Raw genomic sequence first — 18,077 nt, 5'->3', positions numbered from 1 at the left:
GCGCAGCGCCTGTGCGGCGGCGAGCAGCGCAGGGCTCGTGGCTGCGCGCGCAGCGCGCTTCGTCATCTGACTCGTCGCGGCTGTCTGAGCGCAGTAAGCGCAGCGAACGAAGCGAGTTCTGCGACGCAGCCACGAGACCGAGCAGCGCAGCGCAGTCGGCCCGCAGGGCCGACCGCCGCACCGAAGCGAAGCCCGCCGCCCGCCCGCGGCTTTGCTCCCCCACAACATCCGCAACGCAATACCAACACTGGCCGAAGGTCAGCAACGGGCCGGTTGCCGACCCATGCGGAGCTGGACTCGATCGCAGTATTCCTGGCCGATCGAATGCACCTTGGTATGAGCGGTAACCGGTCGCGGGGCACGCCGCCGAGGCGCTGCAGATCGCCGCAGGTGCCGGCGCGCCCGAGCCGGGCGGTGTGCACGCCAGGCTGGGCTTCGAAGCCGGCGAGACGGTCAGCGTGGCAGCCAGCGACTACGGCAACCTCGGATCGGCTTTGAGATCAACAAGGTCATTGCTTGAACTTATTTTCCGACAACGACTTATGGTTGATTTATCAATAAAAACATCATGTTTTATCGGCCAAAAGCCCACGAGTTTTAGAAGGAAATCGACGAACGGTCGAACCGGTTTCTGATTGCCGCTTTGTTGATTAGCAAAACCATGACGTGACAGTCGCTTAAGCGAGTTCTCTCACAAATAGCGCAAACAAGACAACGGCCGTTATTGCCGGCGCCGGTTCCGGCTTCGGATTGGAGGTGGCGCGCATCGCCGCCCGTGAAGGCATGAACGTCGTCATGGGTGACGTGCAGGCCGACGCGCTCGCGGGCGTCGGTGCCGGTGGCCTGATCTGGGAGCACACCCTGGCCGACTGGGAATGGGTCGTCGGCGTCAACCTCATGGGCGTGGCCCACAGCGTGCGCGTTTTCACGCCGATGATGCTGGCCGCCGCCAGGGCCGACGCCGCAAGGTGACCGCCGTGCAAGTGGCGCAAGCGGTGTTCGCCGCCGTGCGCGAAAAGCGCTTCTACATCTACAGCCATCCGCAGGCGCTGCGCTCCCACGCCTGAGCCGCAGGGCGCGGCCGGTCAAGGGCCGCTCGAAGAACCCGACCTCGCAATGGCGGATCGTTTTGCCGCACCTCTTCCCGCGCTCGGAATCGGGGTCATTGCGTGCGCCCCCAAGCCTCACCGAGAAGCCGCCGTCGTTGCGCCGGGCACAAGCTCTGCCCATAAGAAAACGTCGACTTCGTTGGAGGACTCAGCCATGCTCTGCAGCACCAAGCAACTCAATAGTTTCCAGCTCGACGCCCGCGACGGCGAGATCGGCCGCGTGCGCGAGGTCTATTTCGACGACCGGCACTGGGTGATCCGGCATCTCGTCGTGGACACCGGTGGCTGGTTGTCCGGGCGCAAGGTGCTCATCTCGCCGCATTCGATCGAGCGGCTCGACCGCGAACGCGACCAGCTTGCCGTGGCCCTGTCGCGCCAGCAGATCGAGGATGCGCCGGGCATCGACGCCGACAAGCCGGTCTCGCGGCAGCACGAGATCGCCTTCTCGGATCACTACGGCTACCCCTACTACTGGACCGGCACCGGCTTGTGGGGCGCGGCGGCCTATCCGCTGACCGTCGGCGCCATGGCAATACCGCAGGTCGAAGACGGCCGTGCCCGTGAGCTGTCGCAGCGCGCGGCGCAGGCCGAGGATGCCGCCGCCGACCCGAACCTGCGCAGCAGCAAGGAGGTGATCGGCTACCACGTCGAGGCCAGCGACGGCAGCATCGGTCACATCGAGGATTTCCTGTTCGACGAACGCTCCTGGCAAATACGCCAGGCCGTCGTCGACACGCGCAACTGGCTGCCGGGGCGACTCGTGCTGATTTCGCCTGAGGCCATCGAAAGCGTCGACTGGAGCGCCCGCCAGGTGCGGGTGAAGCTCACGCGCGAAGCGGTCAAGGCTAGCCCACCCTACGACCGCGATGCGCCGCCGTCGGGCGACGAAGAGACGGTGATTCGATCCCCGCACGAAAGGAGCTGAAACAAGTGGCCTTCTCATTTGGCCGCAGAGAACGATTCATCCAAGAAGGCTGCACAGGTATGCGACTTGCCCGTATCCAGATGTATCACCGCTTTTTGGGCTCGCGAAGCAGTCCTTTATTTCTATCCAGGAGAAGCACCATGCACAACACAAGCCTCTCGAGCAACACGACGCTTTCCAAACTCGCCCGGCTCGCCCTCATCCCTGCAGCGGTCGCTGTCGGCTTCTCCATGCCGAGCCATGCGCAAACCAACACCGGCACCAACAAGGGTCAGGTAAACAGTGCGACGACCGGCAGCAAGGCCACCCAGAAAATGCAGTACCGCGGGGTGCGTGCCAGCGAGATGATCGGCATGAGCGTGCGCAACCCGAAGGGCAACAACATCGGCGAGATCGGCGACATGATCGTCGACATGAAGACCGGCGACGTGCGCTACGCGATCCTGAAATTCGACCCGGGCATCCTGCAGGGCGAGGAGTTGTATGCCGTGCCGACCACTGAGTTGCGCATTGCCGCCGACCGCGACGACGTGGTCTACAACATGAGCGAAGCCAAGCTAGAGCGCGCGAAGATCGACCGCGCCGGCTGGGACGACGGCATCTGGGACGACCCCGACTACCTCGCCAAGCTCGATACGGTGCAGGGGATCAAGCAGCCGTCGCGCGGCGCACGGGCGCACCGCGCAAGCGACCTGATCGGCAAGGACGTGAACAGCAAGAGCGGCGAGAAGATCGGCGAGATCGAGGAGTTGATCGTCAACATGGCCACACAGAAGGTGCACTACGCCGTGCTCGAGTTCGACCCGAGCTTGGCTTCACCGGAGCAGAACTATGCCTTCCCGCTGACGTCGTTCAATCTGACCGACGGGAAGGACGAACTGGTGCTCGACATCACCAAGACCAAGCTCCAGGCGATGAAGAGCTTTCCCGACAGCCGCTACGAGAACTTGAACGACCGCGTGTGGGTCGCCGATATCGACCGCTATTTCGTGACGGTCCTGCCGGCGACAGCGAAGGGCGGCACCGCGGGCGCCGCGGGTGGCAGCATGGCCGGCGGAAGGATGTCCAGCGACAAGATGGCCGAATCGGGCACCCCGCCCGCGGGTCTGTTTTCTCGCCTTGACGAAGACAAGAACGGTTCGCTCGACAAGGCCGAGGTCAAGGACACGGCCGATGTGGACCGCAACTGGAAGCGCTTCGACAGGAACGGCGACAACCGCATCAGCCGGGACGAGTTCAACAGCAACTACACGATCGAACCGGGTCGCTGATCCTCGAAGCCTGTGATCTGTGATCGCTCGACCGCCAACGGGCGAGCGAGCGCAGGGCTTTCGCGCTCGAACGGCGGCCCGGGCGATGCGGGCGGCGCTGGCCAAGCCAACCCGCTTGCGCGGGCAACACCGACTCAGCAAGGGTGTTCGAGCAACAGCCGCTGCAGCTTGCCTGATAGCGGGTCCTTGCCGGCCCAGGTGTGCAGCACCGCACTGATCAGGTCGTGGCTTGGCGTGGTCGCCACCACGCCGTCGTTCACGCGGATCGTCGCGCCCTTGCCGGGGACGTAAGTGAGCCGCACCCGGTCGCCGGCACCAAGCTCGGCGTAGGCCGTGCGCACCTGCGTCAGCGGTTCCTCTTTCAATTCCTCGCGCAGCGGCTCGCGCCACTGCTCGGGGATGCGCTGCGGCAGCGACGCCTCCCGCACCACGTGCATCAGGATCGCCTTGGGTTCCCCCGGGTCGCGAAGCCGGTCGGCCGTCGGCTGGCCCGGCCGCACGTAGAGCGCGGCCACGTAGTGCTCGATCCACAGGGTGTCGCGCACGCCACAACTCGCGAGTGCGAGCACTTTGCCCTCCGCTTCAAAGGTCGAAGGCAACTCGACGCCTGCACGCGTGCTCTGGGCGACGAGCGGCGTGCAGGCGAGCAGGGCGACCGCGAAGGCGACCGGGTGCAGCGGGTTGCACCAACGTATCGGCATGAGCGTTGTTCAGCACTCCGCATGCCTGCAGCAGAGTTGTTGGTCGATCCGACCGAGACCCACAAGGCAGCACGACAAAAGTCCCCGGCGCCATCGGGGCGACGAGCAGGCTGTTCTTGCTCAATGCCATGCGTGTGGCGGGTCGCCTCACCTGCCGACCACGAAGCGGTCTTCGAATTCGATGCGCAGCGTCTCGCTGCTGCCGTCCGGCTGGGCGGTGATCGTGAAGCGAAAGTTGCGCAGGGGCGCGAAGCCGAAGGTGCCGAAGTAGGACACGCGCCCGTTCTCGCGCACTTCGCGCATCGCAATCTCTTCGGTCTGCCCGAGAAGGTTGTCCTTGCTGGCCGTGACCGTGGCCGGCACGGTCGCCTGCCGTCCGTCGCGTCGTTCCAGGATCACCAGGTTGAGCACGCCACAATCTGCTGCGCGATCGATGTCATGGCGTTCGGCGGTGCCGGGCGGCAGCACCTCGCTGCCGATGGCGCTCGCGCGCACGGTGTAGGGGCCGAACTCGGAAACGTGCACGGGCGGGCCGGCGCGCCCGGGGGCGTCGTTGCGGTCGAGCGCCCCCTGCGCGTGCGCGAGAACGGTCGCGCCGCTCAGGCACAGGGCGACGAAAAAGGACAGTGAGGGCAGGTGCATTGCCGGTTGCGAGCACGTCGCATGCCCGCCCCCTCGGCCCCGACGCAAAGGCCAGGAAGCTTGACCCGATTCCCCCAGGGCGGGAAGCCTGGCGCGGCTTCAGCAGCCCAGCCCGACCGCCTGCAACGGCACTCCGGTGCGGCTGTCGGTGACCACGAACTGCACCCGCCTGGCCGCCGTGCCGGCTGGCGCTTGCGGCGTGAAGCGCAAGGTCTCGCTGCCCACGACCGCCACCTCGCGCAGTTCGCGCACCACGGCGTCGTGCCTGAGCGTGGCGCCGGCGTTCTCGCCGGTCCTGACCTCGCTGACGAGATCGTCTTGCGTCACCGCCCAATAGCCCGCCAGCAAAGCCGGCGCGCCGGGCCGGCGGGCCACTCGGGCGACGTAGTCCTCACCCTCGCGCACGAGACGCACCTCCACGTCAGCAGGCTCGCGGCTACCGGGCAACCCGGGCCAGCGCCGGTAGTCGCGGCCGTTGAGCAGCACCTGCGGCGTGTAGACGAATTTCGCGCCGCTGCGTGCGCCCATGGCGTACTGGCGCTGTGTCCACGCGGGGCTGGCATAGCGATCTTTCCAGCCCAGGCGGTCCCAGTAGTCGACATGAAAGGCCAGCGCGACGACGTCGCTTCGGCCTTTCAGGCCGCTCACCCAGCGGTCGGCCGGCGGGCAGGAACTGCAGCCCTCCGACGTGTACAGCTCCACCACCATCGGCGCACGGTCGCCGGACTGCGCGGAGCACTGCTGCGTGTCGGGCGCCGCAGCAGCGGCCAGGGGCAGGCAGACGATGAGGGCGGTCAGGGCAGGGCGCATGTCGACTTCCTCGTTGAATGAAGCTTGGTCGCCGGGGGTCTGCAAACCTGACACCGGCCACGACGAGCCCGCACGACCTGATATGTTCCGCGCGGTGAGTACCGATCCCGCCGCCCAGTCGTCCCAGTTTGCCGCCGCAGTCGCCGCCGTGCGTCGGTGGACGGACCGCAACGTCCTCGGGCTCGGGCGCGAAATGCGCTGGTCGTATCTGCCGCCGCTGATGGTCTACGTCGCCGCGGGCATCTCGGGGCTCACCGCCATCGTCGGCACCTTCTACGTGAAGGAGCGTCTGGGGCTGTCGGCCGAGTTCCTCGCCGCACTCGGCTTCTGGGCCACGCTGCCATGGTCGCTCAAGATGCCGCTCGGGCACCTCGTCGATCTGCTGTGGCGCTGGAAGGCCGGCCTGGTGTTCATCGGCGCCGGCCTGATCGCCGCAAGCCTCTTCATCATGATCGGCCTGCTCGGCCATACCGAGGCCATGCAGGCGGTCGCCACGGTGGAAGCCTGGTTCGTGCTGTCGGCGCTGCTGGCTCCCATCGGCTATGTCGTGCAGGACACGGTGGCCGACGCCATGACGGTGGAGGCGGTGCCGCGCTTCGACGCAGAAGGCCAGCCCATCGCGCCGGCCGTGCTGCGCTCCATGCACACCACCATGCAGACGCTCGGCCGCGTGGCGATCATCGGCGGCTCGGTGCTGATCTCGGTGGCCAACGTGGTGCTGCTGCGCGATGCCGGCGGCCTGCCTCCGGACGAGCTGGCCCGGCTCTATCTGCGCATCTACGAACTCGCGCTGATCATTCCGGTGGTGTCGGTGCTTGGCGTCGCGCTCGGCCTGTGGTTGCGCTGGCGCCAGGGGGCCGGGCTCGCCGGGAAGGGGTTCTCCGACGAGCAACTGCGCGCGATGATGAATCCGCACGGCGAGCCCCCGCCGATCAACTGGTGGATCCTCGGCGGCGGGCTTGCGTTCGCGGCCGTCGCGGTCGCGGTCGGCCTGGGCAACGTGGCGGCCGGGCAGGAGATCATCTTCGTGGCCTCGATGGCGATCGTGCTGTTTCTCATCCGGCAGCTCACGCGCGAGCTGCCGCCCGAGGCGCGCAACGTGCTGGTCGGCACGGCCGTGGTCATCTTCGTTTTCCGGGCGATGCCCGGGCCGGGCGCGGGCTCGACGTGGTGGATGATCGACGAGCTCGATTTCGACCAGCAGTTCATCGCCACGCTGTCGCTCCTGGGCAGCGTGCTGACGCTGGCGGGTCTGTTCGTCTTCCGCCGCTTCATGGCCGAGCGCTCGATCGCCTACATCGTCGGCCTGCTCACCGTCGCCAGCACGCTGCTCAGCCTGCCGATCGTGGGCATGTACTACGGGCTGCACGAATGGACGGCAGCGCTCACCGGCGGCGTGATCGACGCCCGAGCGATTGCGCTCATCGACACGGCGCTCGAGTCGCCGCTCGGCCAGATCGCCATGGTGCCCATGCTGGCGTGGATCGCCAACTCGGCACCGGACCGTCTTAAAGCGACCTTTTTCGCCGTGATGGCCTCGTTCACGAACCTGGCCCTGTCGGCCTCGCAGCTCGGAACGAAATACCTCAATGAGGTGTTCCTCGTCTCGCGCGAGGTCAAGGGCCCGGGCGGGGCTGTGCAGGTGCCGGCCGACTACAGCGAACTCGGGTGGCTGTTCATCACCGCGACCGCGATAGGTCTGGTGCTGCCGCTGCTGGCGATCGTGTTCGTGAAGGCGACCCGGTTTCGCAGCGCATAGCCTGCCGGTCGCGGCCGGGGTCGCATGTCAAACTGCCTGCGATGACACCGATCCGCATTGACATGTCGCCTGTTCCCGCGTCTGCGCCACGCCGCTTCACCGCCGGTTTTCCATGCGCGCAGCGCCTCCCGGCAGAAGCCTTGCGATGCACGCATGGCCTCGCGGCAAGGGCACTTCGATGAGTGCGTCGCCCCAACCCGGCCGCGCCGAGGACATCGAGCCCTTCTGGCTCGACTACCAGCGCCAATGCGGCGTCAAGGTCGAAGGCTTCGCGGCCAGTGCCCTCGGCCACACACGGCCGCTCGCCGACGAACTGGCCGATCTGGTGGCCCGCGGCATTAAGCGCGCGCATGCCACGCTGCACCGCGATTTCCAGAAGGACCTGGAGTCGCTGCCGCAGCCGGGCGACCACCTCGTGGTGCTCGACGGCGCCGGCCAGCCGCGCGCCATCGTGCGCAACACCCACGTCGAGCTGCGCCACTTTCACGACATCGACGACCGCTTCGCCTTCGAGGCCGGCGAGGGCGACCTGAGCCTGCGCTGGTGGCTCTCCGCGCACCGCCAGGACTTCGCCGAGCGCGGCGAGCGCGAAGGCTTCGAGGCGAGCGAGAGCCTGGAACTGGTGCTCGAGCATTTCGAGATCGTGTGGCCCCAGCCGGTGACAGCCGCGCCTGCGCAAGACCTGCGCGAAGAAGGATGAGCATGGCAGCGCCTGCCGGCGACGCTGGGCGCGCGTCGGCGTCGACGTCGGCGTTATCCGCAACTGTCGGCGGCGCATCGGCGCCCAGCGAATGCCGCCAGTTCGACGGCGACACCCCGGCCGCGGCCAAGGTGGCCGTCATTGGCGGCGGGCCGGCCGGGCTGATGGCGGCCGAGGAGTTGGCAGCCGGCGGGGCGCGCGTCGATCTGTACGACGCCATGCCCTCGGTGGGTCGCAAGTTCCTGCTGGCGGGCAAGGGCGGCCTGAACCTCACCCACGGCGAGCCGCTGGCGGACTTCGGCACGCGTTACGGCCCGCGCGCCGAAGCGGTCGGCGCCTGGCTGGAGGTGCTGCCGCCGAGCGGGTTGCGCGACTGGGCCGATGGCCTCGGCATCAGCACCTTCGTCGGCAGTTCGGGCCGCGTGTTTCCGACCGACCTCAAGGCCGCGCCGCTGCTGCGCGCCTGGCTGCACCGTCTGCGTACGGCCGGCGTCGGTTTTCACAGTCGGCACCGCTGGGAGGGCTGGTCGGAAGACGGCGCACTGCGTTTCGCCACGCCGCAGGGCGAGCGCGCCGCGACGGCCGACGCGGTGGTGCTGGCGCTGGGCGGTGCCAGTTGGCCGCAGCTCGGCTCGGACGGCGCCTGGGTCGCGCCGCTGGCGGCCCGCGGCGTGGAGGTGGCGCCGCTGCTGCCCTCGAACTGCGGCTTCGACGTCGGCCAAGCCGGTCAGCCGCCCGGATGGAGCGCGCATTTCCGCGAGCGCTTCGCCGGGGCGCCGATCAAGCCGGTGGTGCTGGCCTTCACCGACCGGCACGCAGCGCAGTTCCGGCGCCAGGGCGAGTTCGTCGTCACGGCCACCGGCATCGAAGGCAGCCTGGTCTACGCAGCGTCGAGCGCACTGCGCGACGAGATCGCAGCGCAAGGCGCCGCGACGATCCACCTCGATCTCCTCCCCGACCGCAGCGCCGAGTTCGTCGCCGCGGAAGTCGGGCGTCCACGGGGGGCGCGCACGCTGGCCACGCAACTGAGGAGCCGGCTCGGCATCACCGGCGTCAAGGCAGCGCTGCTGTATGAAGTGCTCGGCAAAGAGGCGATGCACGACCCGGTGCAGCTTGCGGCGGCGTGCAAGGCGCTGCCGCTGCGGCTGGTCGCGCCCCGGCCGATCGCCGAAGCGATCAGCACTGCCGGCGGCGTGCGCCTGCCATCGCTGGATGAGCGTCTCATGCTGCGCGCCGTGCCGGGCGTGTTCTGCGCAGGCGAAATGCTCGACTGGGAAGCGCCCACGGGCGGCTACTTGATCACGGCGAGCATGGCCAGCGGGCGGGTGGCGGGGCAGGGTGCGCTCGACTGGCTGGCCAGCAACGCAAGTACGCCCTGAGCTTACCGATACCCTGTGTTAGAACCCCCGGCATCTGTAGACACTCCCATCGCACAGCCTCCCATGAATGCCTCCATTCAGCCTGTTCACGTCTTGCGCCCCGAGGCGCGCCACCTCCACCCCGCACGCGAACGCTGGAGCGTCGAAGCCACGCTGGCCTTGTTCGACCTGCCGTTCAACGACCTGATGTTTCGCGCCCAGCAGGTGCACCGCGAGCACTTCGACGCCAACGCGGTGCAGCGTTCGACCCTGCTGTCCATCAAGACCGGCGGCTGCCCGGAGGACTGCGCCTACTGCCCGCAGTCGGTGCACTACGACACGGGCGTCGAGGCCGACAAGCTGATGGAGCCGAGCGCCGTGCGCGCCGCAGCCGAGGCGGCGGTCGCGGCCGGCGCCACACGCTTTTGCATGGGCGCGGCCTGGCGCGAGCCAAAGGACCGCGACATCGAAAAGGTGGCCGCGCTGGTGCGCGAAGTCAAGTCGCTCGGCCTCGAGGCCTGCTGCACGCTCGGCATGCTGAGCCGGCCCCAGGCCGCGGCACTCAAGGAAGCCGGCGTCGATTACTACAACCACAACCTCGATACATCGCCCGAGGCCTACGGCCGCATCATCGGCACGCGCGTGTACGAGGAGCGGCTGCAGACCCTGGCCTATGTGCGCGAGGCCGGCATGAACGTATGCTGCGGCGGCATCGTCGGCATGGGCGAAAGCCGGCGCGAGCGGGCCGGTCTGGTGGCGCAGCTTGCCAACCTCGACCCGCACCCGGAGTCGGTGCCGATCAATGAGTTGGTGCAGGTGGAAGGCACGCCGCTGGCCGGCACCGACAAGCTCGATCCCTTCGAGTTCGTGCGCACCATCGCCGTGGCGCGCATCACCATGCCGACGGCCTACGTGCGGCTGTCGGCGGGCCGCCAGCAGATGGGCGACGCCATCCAGGCGCTGTGCTTTCTGGCCGGCGCCAACTCCATCTTCTACGGCGAGAAGCTGCTCACGACCGGCAATCCGGACGTCGCCCGCGACGAGGCGCTGTTCGAGATGCTGGGTTTGCGCGCCGTCTGATCGACCCTGCGAGTCGGCGGCCGGACGCGGCCGTTTACAGAACTCTGGCTGCTGTCCTACAGACCGGGCGTCGGCGGGCCGCTACGCTGCGCTGTTTCTCGCTGCATCGCCGTCGTTGCATCGCGTCCGCGTCGGGCAGTGACCCGGCGAGTGGACGCTTCGCCTCTTCGGCCCGTGCGGCGAGCTGGTTTCCACGACAACACGACCGGTTCATGCATAGAAGACATTTCGTCGGCGGCCTGGCCGCCTCCGCTGCCCTTCAAACCCTGTTCGTTCACGTGGCCGGCGCCGCCACGCTCGAAACCGTCGGCAAGCCGCGGCCTTTCGACTATGCCGGGCTCAAGGGCCGGGCGCGCGAGTTGGCAGCCCAGGCTTACCGGGCACCGCCTGCCACGCTGCCCCCGGCCATCGATTCGCTCGACTGGGACCAGCACCAGGCGATCCGCTTTCGTCCCGAACACGCACTGTGGCGCGACGACCGGCTGCGTCTGCAGGCGCAGTTCTTTCACCTCGGCTTGTTCTTCAAGACGCCGGTCCGCATTCATGAACTTGTCGATGGCCAAGCTCGCGAAGTCGCCTACAACCCCGCGATGTTCGATTACGGCAAGAGCGGCGTGCAGGGCAGCCAGTTGCCGAAGGACCTGGGGTTTGCCGGCTTCCGCCTGAACTTCCACACCGATCCGGAACGCGACATTTGCGCCTTTCTCGGCGCGAGTTATTTCCGCGCCGTCGGCGGGCAGTGGCAATACGGCCTGTCGGCACGTGGCCTTGCGATCGACTCCGGCCTGCCACGGGCCGAGGAGTTCCCGAACTTCGTCGCGTTCTGGCTCGAGAAGCCCGCGCCGGGTGCCAGCACCATCACGGTTTACGCGCTGCTTGATTCGCCCAGCATCGCCGGCGCCTACCGCTTCGTCATCACGCCGGGCGATGTCCAGCTGATGGACATCGACGCCGCGCTGTACCCGCGCAAGCCGATCGAGCGGCTGGGCATCGCGCCGCTCACCAGCATGTTCCAGACCGGCGAGAACGACCGCCGCATGGCCAACGACTGGCGCCCCGAGATCCACGACAGCGACGGCCTGCAGATGTTCACTGGCGAAGGCGAATGGATCTGGCGCCCGCTGAACAACCCGCGGGTGCTGCGCTTCAACGCCTACAAGGACAATAACCCGCGCGGCTTCGGCCTCATGCAGCGCGACCGCGACTTCGACAACTACCAAGACGACGGCGTCTTCTACGAGAAGCGCCCGAGCCTGTGGGTGGAGCCGAAAGCCGGCTGGGAGGCCGGTTCGGTCCAGTTGATCGAGATTCCGACAGTCGACGAAACCTTCGACAACATCGTCGTGCTGTGGAATCCCGATCGCGCGCCCCAGCCCGGCGAGGAATTGCTCTTCTCCTATCGATTGCACTGGGGCGCCCAGCCGGTGGTGCCGCCGATGGCGCGCTGCCTCGCCACGCGCACCGGCCTGGGCGGCGTGGTCGGCCAGGCCCGCAAGCACTTCTCGTGGCGCTTCGCGGTCGACTTCGCCGGTGGCGACCTGGGCCTGCTCGGCCCCAAAGCGAAGGTCGAGGCGGTCGTCACGGCCTCGCGCGGCAAGATCGAGATCACCTCCGCGCGGCCCCTGCACTCGATCAACGGCTGGCGCGCGATGTTCGACTTGGTGCCGCCCGCAGACGAGGAGCCCATCGACCTGCGCCTGTTCCTCAGCAGCGCCGGGCAGCCGATGAGCGAAACCTGGCTGTACCAGTACAACCCACCGCCCCTGGCGGAGCGCAGCCTGGCCTGAGCCGCCGGCAGTTGTTCGAATGGTTCTTCTCCGGCAAAGCGGGGAGAGGGCGGGCATGAGCGTTCGGCCCGGTGTCGCCAGTGGCACACTGCGCGGCTTCGCGGCGTCTCCTCCGCACTTCGCATGGCTTCTCACGTTGAATACCGCCGACAAGATCCTGCTGCAACTCGCCACCGAACTGAAGGTTCGAGCGGCTCAGGTGAAGGCTGCCGTCGATCTGCTCGACGGCGGCGCCACCGTCCCCTTCATCGCCCGTTACCGTAAGGAAGCGACGGACAACCTCGACGACACGCAGCTGCGTGACCTCGAAGCGCGCCTTTCTTATCTCCGCGAGCTGGAAGAGCGCCGGGCGGCGGTAATCAAGAGCATCGACGAGCAGGGCAAGCTCAGCGCCGAGCTGCGCGCCGCCATCGACGCCGCGCCGACCAAGCAGGAACTCGAAGACCTCTACCTGCCCTACAAGCCCAAGCGCCGCAGCAAGGCGACGATCGCCCGCGAGGCGGGTCTGGAGCCGCTGGCCGACCGGCTGTTCGGCGACCCGACGTTGGTACCGCTGGACGAGGCGGCGTCCTTCGCAGCGGCTCATGAGAGTGGCGCGTCAGCCTTCGCCGAGGCGGGCTTTGCCGACGCGCTGGCCTTGCTCGACGGCGTGCGCGACATCCTCGCCGAGCGCTGGGCCGAGGACGCGGGGCTGGTGCAGTCGCTGCGCGGCTGGCTGTGGGAGACGGGTCTTTTCCGCTCGAAACTGATGGACGGCAAGGACCCGCTGCAGCCCGACGTGGCCAAGCTGCGCGACTATCTCGACTACGACGAGCCGATCGCCAGGGTGCCTTCGCACCGTGCGCTGGCGGTGTTTCGCGGCCGCACGCAGCAGATCCTCGATGCCAAGCTGGTGCTGGCAGAGGAGCCGGTGTCCGGCAAGGTGTCGATGGCCGAGGCCCGGATCGCCCTGAACCTCGGCTGGAGCCATCGGGCCCGGGCCGGCGACGACCTGATCCGCAAGTGCATCGCCTGGGCCTGGAAGGTCAAGCTGAGCCTGAGCCTGGAGCGCGACCTCTTCGCGCGGCTGCGCGAAGAGGCCGAGAAGGTAGCGATCAAGGTGTTCGCCGACAACCTGCGCGACCTGCTGCTCGCCGCACCCGCAGGAAAGCGCGTGGTGATGGGGCTGGACCCGGGCATCCGCACCGGCGTGAAGGTCGCGGTGGTCAGCGACACCGGCAAGGTGCTGGACACCGCGACGGTCTATCCGCACGAGCCGCGCAAGGACTGGGACGGCTCGCTGCACGTGCTCGGCCGGCTCGCCGCGGCGCACGGCGTGAATCTCATCGCCATCGGCAACGGCACGGCCAGCCGCGAGACCGACAAGCTGGCGGCCGACCTGATCAAGAGACTGGCGGACGGCTCGGCGTCCAGCGCGTCGCAACCCGAGCCTGCAACGCCCATCGAAAAGATGGTCGTCAGCGAATCCGGCGCCTCGATCTACTCCGCCTCCGAGTTCGCCAGCAAGGAGTTGCCGGAGCTCGATGTCAGCCTGCGCGGCGCGGTCTCGATCGCGCGTCGGCTGCAGGACCCGCTGGCCGAGCTGGTGAAGATCGATCCCAAATCGATCGGCGTGGGCCAGTACCAGCACGACGTGAACCAGAGCGAACTCGCGCGCATGCTCGATGCGGTGGTCGAGGACTGTGTCAATTCGGTCGGCGTCGATCTGAACACCGCCTCGGCGCCGCTGCTGGCGCGCGTGTCCGGCCTGAGCGCGGCCGTGGCGGCGAACATCGTGCGCTGGCGCGACGCGCACGGCGCCTTCGGTAACCGCCGTCAGTTGCGGGAGGTGGGCGGGCTCGGCGAGAAGACCTTCGAGCAGTCGGCGGGTTTCCTGCGCATCCGCGGCGGCGACAACCCGCTCGACGGCTCCGGCGTGCACCCCGAGACCTATCCGCTGGTCGAGAGAATCGTCGCGACGCTGGGCCGCCCGGCCGGTGAGGTGATGGGCAAGAGCGACGTGATCCGCGCCTTGAAACCGGAAGCCTTCGCGGACGAGCGCCACGGCGCGATCACCGTCAAGGACGTGCTGGCCGAGCTGGAAAAACCCGGCCGCGATCCGCGCCCCGGCTTCAAGGCGGCCCGCTTCAACGACGGGATCGAAGACCTGAAGGATCTGCAGCCCGGCATGCTGCTCGAGGGCACGGTCAGCAACGTGGCGGCGTTCGGCGCCTTCGTCGATCTGGGGGTGCACCAGGACGGGCTGGTGCATGTGAGTCAGCTGTCCAACAAGTTCGTCAGTGATGCGCGCGAGGTGGTGAAGACCGGCGACGTCGTCAAAGTACGCGTGCTCGAGGTCGATCTGGCGCGAGGGCGGGTTTCGCTGACGATGAAGCTCGATGGCACACCCGTGCCGCGAACAGGCGTCGGCAACGCCTACCAAGCACCGGCTCGCGGCGAACGCGTCGCCACGCCGCGCTCGGCGGGGTCTTCAACGGACAAGTCCAGCAGTGCAATGGCGGCGGCTTTCGCGAAACTGCGAACCGAGCGCTGAAACCGCCGCGGTGAATTGCGAGATTCGAACGAGCCGGGGAGACCGGCTCGTCTGTCCCGTCAAATGCTGGTCGAGCGGCTCTTCACGCGACGAACCGCTTCGCTGGTGGCTTTGACAGCCACCCGGCGCAAACCGCGCTGGATCGTCGCGCGCCGCTGTTCTTCCAGAACCCGCGGTGCGGCTTCCGGGCTGGACGCCATCATCACGATGCGCATCGCCGCCAAGTCGCTGGCCGACAAGCCGCCGGTCGCCACCGTGTTGGGCACCATCATGGCGACCACGCTGGCCATCGCAAAGCTGGCGAATGCAAAGCTGCGGGCACCGGGCCATGCCAAGCTGCCTGCGCTGCCCCGGTTGGAAACCGGACGACGAGCCTGCCAGCTTGGCTGCAAGGCTGCGGGCGTCGGCGGGGCGGGCACTTCAGCCTGCGGGGGGAACTCGACGGTCTCGGCTCCGGCATGGCGCCACGCCGCCTGCATCACTGCCGGCGGACGCGTCTCCTCCGGAATCAGCAGCCAGCCGCGGCGACGCCAGGCCCGTCCAAGACCCGTGCGGCTCGTCACCACCGCCAGCGGCACGGCCAGCATGAGCGGCAGCGCCAAGGGCAGCACACGCCAAGCATCAGCCGGCTGACCGGCCATCCACCAGGCCAGCGCGGCGGCGACCAGCGCGCCGACCAAACCGAAGCGACCGGCAGCTTCGCGCCAGCCCACCGCGGTGGCTTCACGCGAGGGTGATTTCCAGGCCAGCTTCAAACCGGTGAGGGCCCCCAGCACGAAGATGGAATGCGCCACCATGCGCACCGGCGCCTGCAGGGCTGAAAGCATCGCCTCCAGCACAGCACTCACCGCCAGCTTGCCCGTCCCGCCGTAGGCAGCGGCTTCACCGCGCTGCACGATCAGCCGCACGGCCAGCACCCGGGGCAGGAACAGCAGCGCAAGCGTCGCAACCCACAGGCCGACGGCAGCCATCGGCAGACCGCCGTCCGAAGCCCCGGCGCCGCTGCCGCTGCCGCTCACGAGCCAGGGGAGCACGCCTAGCAAGGCAAAGGCCAGCCAAAGCGGCGAAGCCACGTACGACATGGCGCCGGTCACGAACATTGCGCGGTGCACGCCAGCGATGCCGGGCTCGGCCACCAGCCGCGCGTTCTGCAGGTTGCCCTGGCACCAACGGCGGTCGCGCGTGAGCTCGTCGATCAGATGCGGTGGCGGCTGCTCGAAGCTGCCTTCGATGTCGGGCACCAGCCAGACTTCGTAGCCGGCGCGGCGCATCAGCGCGGCCTCGACGAAATCGTGCGAGAGGATCGGCCCCGAAAGACCGCCCCGGCCGGCCAGCGGGGCCAAGGCGCAATGCTTCATGAATGGCTCGACGCGCAGGATCGCGTTGTGGCCCCAGTAATGCGATTCTCCGAGCTGCCAATAGCGCAGGCCGGCGCTGAACAGCGCCCCGCTGACCCGGCCGGCGAACTGCTGCACGCGGGCATGCAGCGAATCGTGGCCGCAAGAGCGCGGCGCCGTCTGCACGATGCCGGCACGCGGGTGCGCCTCCATCAAGCGCACCATGGTGAGCAGCGCCTCGCCGCTCATCACGCTGTCGGCGTCGAGGACGATCATGTAGCGATACTGGCGGCCCCAGCGGCGGCAGAAGTCGGCCACGTTGCCGGCCTTTTTCTTCGTGCGGCGATGGCGCCAGCGGTAGTAGACCGGCAGGTCGCCGAGCGCGGCGCGCAGCGCGTGCAAGGCCAGCAGTTCGGCCTCGCGCAGTTTCGGATCAGCGGTATCGGAGAGCAGGTAAACGTCGAACACCGGCGGCGCACCGGCCTGCTGCTGCGCCGCGATCAAGGATTCGCAAGTGGCGCGCAGACCCGCGGCCACGGTGGCGATGTCTTCGTTGCAGATCGGCATGATGATCGCGGTGCGCGCAGCCGAATCGATGGCGTGGTCGGCCACACCCGCCGCGGTGAGCGCATGGCGGTCACCACGCAGCAGCGTCAGGTAGCCCATGACCGCCGTCACGCAGCCGGCCGAAACCCAGGCGAAGAGCAGCGCGAACAGGGCCGTCTGGGCACCGGCCCAGGGATTGCCGTCACCGACCGGCGCGACGCTCTCGAGCACCAGTGTGGCGAACGTGGCGCTGCCCACCACCAGCGCCAGCAGCAGGCGGCGGCGGTCGGCCGCGATACCTGCCCAGAGCGCCGGTGCAGCCACCGGCAGTGCTGCCGCCTTGCCACCGAGCGCCGCACCCAGCCCTGCGCGCAGGCTGCCGCAGAGGCCGGCCCAGGGCAGCGGCGTCATGCTGCCGCGCAGGAGTTGCGGGGCTGTCGCGACGTCGGCAGGCGGCGATACGTCGGGAATCATTTCGGTGGGCTTCATTGCGCGGGCAGAGTTTGGGTCGGGTTTCGGCAAGCGCGTCGGAGTCATGCAGCAAGAAAGCAGGGGACTGCCAAGGCTGAAGGAGATGAACTCGATGAACCTTCGAGTTCAACCTCCAGCCTTGATAACGGGGGGACGATGGGCGTTCGCGAAAGGGACCAAAGCTTTGTCACTGGTCGTGACAGTCCCGGCACGCCGCGCTGCCGGCAATAGAGCAACTTCTGTGCCCGTGAAACGGACGCTGACCCCGGCACCGTTACAAACCGCAGCTGCCAACCGTCGGTACACCCGGTTCGGGAGGCCGGGAAGTTCGACGACGGACAGGGAACGGGAGGATTCAGCATGGAAGGATGTCGGTGATCAGGTTCAAGAAGTCGACGCTGTAGGCATCGAGGACGTTTCGAAGCACTGCCCGACGAATTCTCACAGAAGTAAGGGTTTGCCCGCTGTAGTCTGGCTTGCAAGCCGTTTGTAGGACAGGGCGCAGCGTGCGGCGCTCAATCCGCGAAAGCGAGGCCGCTCCGCGGGCACGGCAAGCATCTGGGCAATGGCACCGGGCGCGCTGGACCGTTATCTGTTCGGTGAGTAGTTGGCACGATCCGCGCAGCCGGTGCACTTGGTGGGCGCCTAGATCGGCGCCTGACGCATGGCCACCGCAGCGCTCGCCGAGCACGGCACGGTCGAGCGGCGCACGGCCGCGTGCGGGGCAATAGCCCGCTCGCGGACCGGGCCTACATGGCCGCTTCGAGCATCGCCCGGTAGTCGTCCGCGCTCGCCAGCCGCGGGTTGGTCTGGTGGCAATGATCGGCGAGTGCGCCCTCGATCACCTTGTCGAAGCAGTCTCGCTCCACGCCAAGCGCGGCCAGGCCGGGTGCGAGGCCGAGGCGCGCGTTCATCGCCACGATCGCTTCGGGAATGTCGCCCGCCGCCGCCAGTCCCATGGCATGCGCCATGCGCTCGAGGCGGCGCTCGGCCTTGACGCTCTCGGCCTCGGCGTTGAAGCGCACGACGGCCGGCAGGAACATCGCAT

At 68.0% G+C, this 18,077-nt stretch carries 13 protein-coding genes and 1 pseudogene; 9 read left to right on the top strand and 5 right to left on the bottom strand.

Translation table 11 applies throughout. The features are described from left to right. Window positions 1-723: 723 nt before the first annotated feature. The 3 genes and pseudogenes from H0W38_RS03340 to H0W38_RS03330 form a co-directional block, all read left to right on the top strand. Window positions 724-960, top strand: a pseudogene (locus H0W38_RS03340) (hypothetical protein); the annotation flags it as partial. Window positions 961-1,263: 303 nt separating this feature from the next. Next, on the top strand, window positions 1,264-2,034 hold the full coding sequence (locus tag H0W38_RS03335) for a PRC-barrel domain-containing protein (protein WP_292451188.1): 771 nt from the start codon (window positions 1,264-1,266) through the stop codon (window positions 2,032-2,034). Between the two features lie 140 nt (window positions 2,035-2,174). Continuing rightward, window positions 2,175-3,305: a PRC-barrel domain-containing protein gene (locus H0W38_RS03330; RefSeq protein WP_292451187.1), complete on the top strand. Its 1,131-nt coding sequence runs from the start codon at window positions 2,175-2,177 to the stop codon at window positions 3,303-3,305. Between the two features lie 134 nt (window positions 3,306-3,439). Here H0W38_RS03330 and H0W38_RS03325 read toward each other — a convergent pair whose 3' ends face one another. From H0W38_RS03325 to H0W38_RS03315, 3 genes are all read right to left on the bottom strand, one after another. Next, window positions 3,440-4,006: a chalcone isomerase family protein gene (locus H0W38_RS03325; protein ID WP_292451185.1), complete on the bottom strand. Its 567-nt coding sequence runs from the start codon at window positions 4,004-4,006 to the stop codon at window positions 3,440-3,442. 147 nt (window positions 4,007-4,153) lie between these two features. After that, window positions 4,154-4,648 carry a DUF4426 domain-containing protein gene (locus tag H0W38_RS03320; RefSeq protein ID WP_292451183.1) on the bottom strand — a complete coding sequence of 165 codons (495 nt, stop codon included), beginning with the start codon at window positions 4,646-4,648 and terminating at the stop codon, window positions 4,154-4,156. Window positions 4,649-4,747: 99 nt separating this feature from the next. Further along, entirely contained in the window at window positions 4,748-5,458 is a 711-nt protein-coding gene (locus H0W38_RS03315; protein WP_292451181.1) for a thioredoxin family protein, read from the bottom strand. A gap of 94 nt (window positions 5,459-5,552) precedes the next feature. Here H0W38_RS03315 and H0W38_RS03310 point away from each other — a divergent pair, with 94 nt between their 5' ends. From H0W38_RS03310 to H0W38_RS03285, 6 genes are all read left to right on the top strand, one after another. Next, a complete protein-coding gene (locus H0W38_RS03310; protein WP_292451179.1) occupies window positions 5,553-7,217 on the top strand; it encodes a hypothetical protein in 1,665 nt (554 codons plus the stop codon). Window positions 7,218-7,395: 178 nt separating this feature from the next. Beyond that, window positions 7,396-7,917, top strand: a complete 522-nt coding sequence (locus H0W38_RS03305) for an ASCH domain-containing protein (RefSeq protein WP_292451177.1) — start codon at window positions 7,396-7,398, stop codon at window positions 7,915-7,917. Window positions 7,918-7,919: 2 nt separating this feature from the next. After that, the gene (locus H0W38_RS03300; protein WP_292451175.1) at window positions 7,920-9,296 is read left to right on the top strand and encodes a TIGR03862 family flavoprotein; all 1,377 of its coding nucleotides are present in this window, start codon (window positions 7,920-7,922) and stop codon (window positions 9,294-9,296) included. 63 nt (window positions 9,297-9,359) lie between these two features. Next, on the top strand, window positions 9,360-10,355 hold the full coding sequence (bioB, locus tag H0W38_RS03295) for a biotin synthase BioB (protein WP_292451173.1): 996 nt from the start codon (window positions 9,360-9,362) through the stop codon (window positions 10,353-10,355). 212 nt (window positions 10,356-10,567) lie between these two features. After that, window positions 10,568-12,142, top strand: a complete 1,575-nt coding sequence (locus H0W38_RS03290) for a glucan biosynthesis protein (RefSeq protein WP_292451171.1) — start codon at window positions 10,568-10,570, stop codon at window positions 12,140-12,142. A gap of 55 nt (window positions 12,143-12,197) precedes the next feature. Then, the gene (locus tag H0W38_RS03285; RefSeq protein ID WP_292451169.1) at window positions 12,198-14,675 is read left to right on the top strand and encodes a Tex family protein; all 2,478 of its coding nucleotides are present in this window, start codon (window positions 12,198-12,200) and stop codon (window positions 14,673-14,675) included. A 59-nt stretch (window positions 14,676-14,734) separates the two neighbouring features. On the opposite strand, the gene mdoH is transcribed toward H0W38_RS03285, so the two are convergent. Continuing rightward, a complete protein-coding gene (gene mdoH, locus H0W38_RS03280) occupies window positions 14,735-17,047 on the bottom strand; it encodes a glucans biosynthesis glucosyltransferase MdoH (RefSeq protein ID WP_292451167.1) in 2,313 nt (770 codons plus the stop codon). 731 nt (window positions 17,048-17,778) lie between these two features. Further along, window positions 17,779-18,077 (bottom strand): iron-containing alcohol dehydrogenase (locus tag H0W38_RS03275; protein ID WP_292451165.1); only part of this gene is annotated, 299 nt, incomplete at its 5' end.

Source organism: Methylibium sp. (assembly GCF_013817365.1).
GTDB lineage: Bacteria > Pseudomonadota > Gammaproteobacteria > Burkholderiales > Burkholderiaceae_C > Methylibium.
This window is presented reverse-complemented; position numbering and strand designations above follow the sequence as displayed.

Excerpts from the sequence above, each read along its gene's own strand:
- H0W38_RS03335 (WP_292451188.1), top strand. The coding sequence starts at position 1,264 with ATGCTCTGCAGCACCAAGCAACTCAATAGTTTCCAGCTCGACGCCCGC.
- H0W38_RS03320 (WP_292451183.1), bottom strand. The coding sequence starts at position 4,648 with ATGCACCTGCCCTCACTGTCCTTTTTCGTCGCCCTGTGCCTGAGCGGC.
- H0W38_RS03290 (WP_292451171.1), top strand. The coding sequence starts at position 10,568 with ATGCATAGAAGACATTTCGTCGGCGGCCTGGCCGCCTCCGCTGCCCTT.
- H0W38_RS03285 (WP_292451169.1), top strand. The coding sequence starts at position 12,198 with ATGAGCGTTCGGCCCGGTGTCGCCAGTGGCACACTGCGCGGCTTCGCG.
- bioB (WP_292451173.1), top strand. The coding sequence starts at position 9,360 with ATGAATGCCTCCATTCAGCCTGTTCACGTCTTGCGCCCCGAGGCGCGC.
- H0W38_RS03325 (WP_292451185.1), bottom strand. The coding sequence starts at position 4,006 with ATGCCGATACGTTGGTGCAACCCGCTGCACCCGGTCGCCTTCGCGGTC.
- H0W38_RS03330 (WP_292451187.1), top strand. The coding sequence starts at position 2,175 with ATGCACAACACAAGCCTCTCGAGCAACACGACGCTTTCCAAACTCGCC.
- mdoH (WP_292451167.1), bottom strand. The coding sequence starts at position 17,047 with ATGAAGCCCACCGAAATGATTCCCGACGTATCGCCGCCTGCCGACGTC.
- H0W38_RS03300 (WP_292451175.1), top strand. The coding sequence starts at position 7,920 with ATGGCAGCGCCTGCCGGCGACGCTGGGCGCGCGTCGGCGTCGACGTCG.
- H0W38_RS03315 (WP_292451181.1), bottom strand. The coding sequence starts at position 5,458 with ATGCGCCCTGCCCTGACCGCCCTCATCGTCTGCCTGCCCCTGGCCGCT.
- H0W38_RS03305 (WP_292451177.1), top strand. The coding sequence starts at position 7,396 with ATGAGTGCGTCGCCCCAACCCGGCCGCGCCGAGGACATCGAGCCCTTC.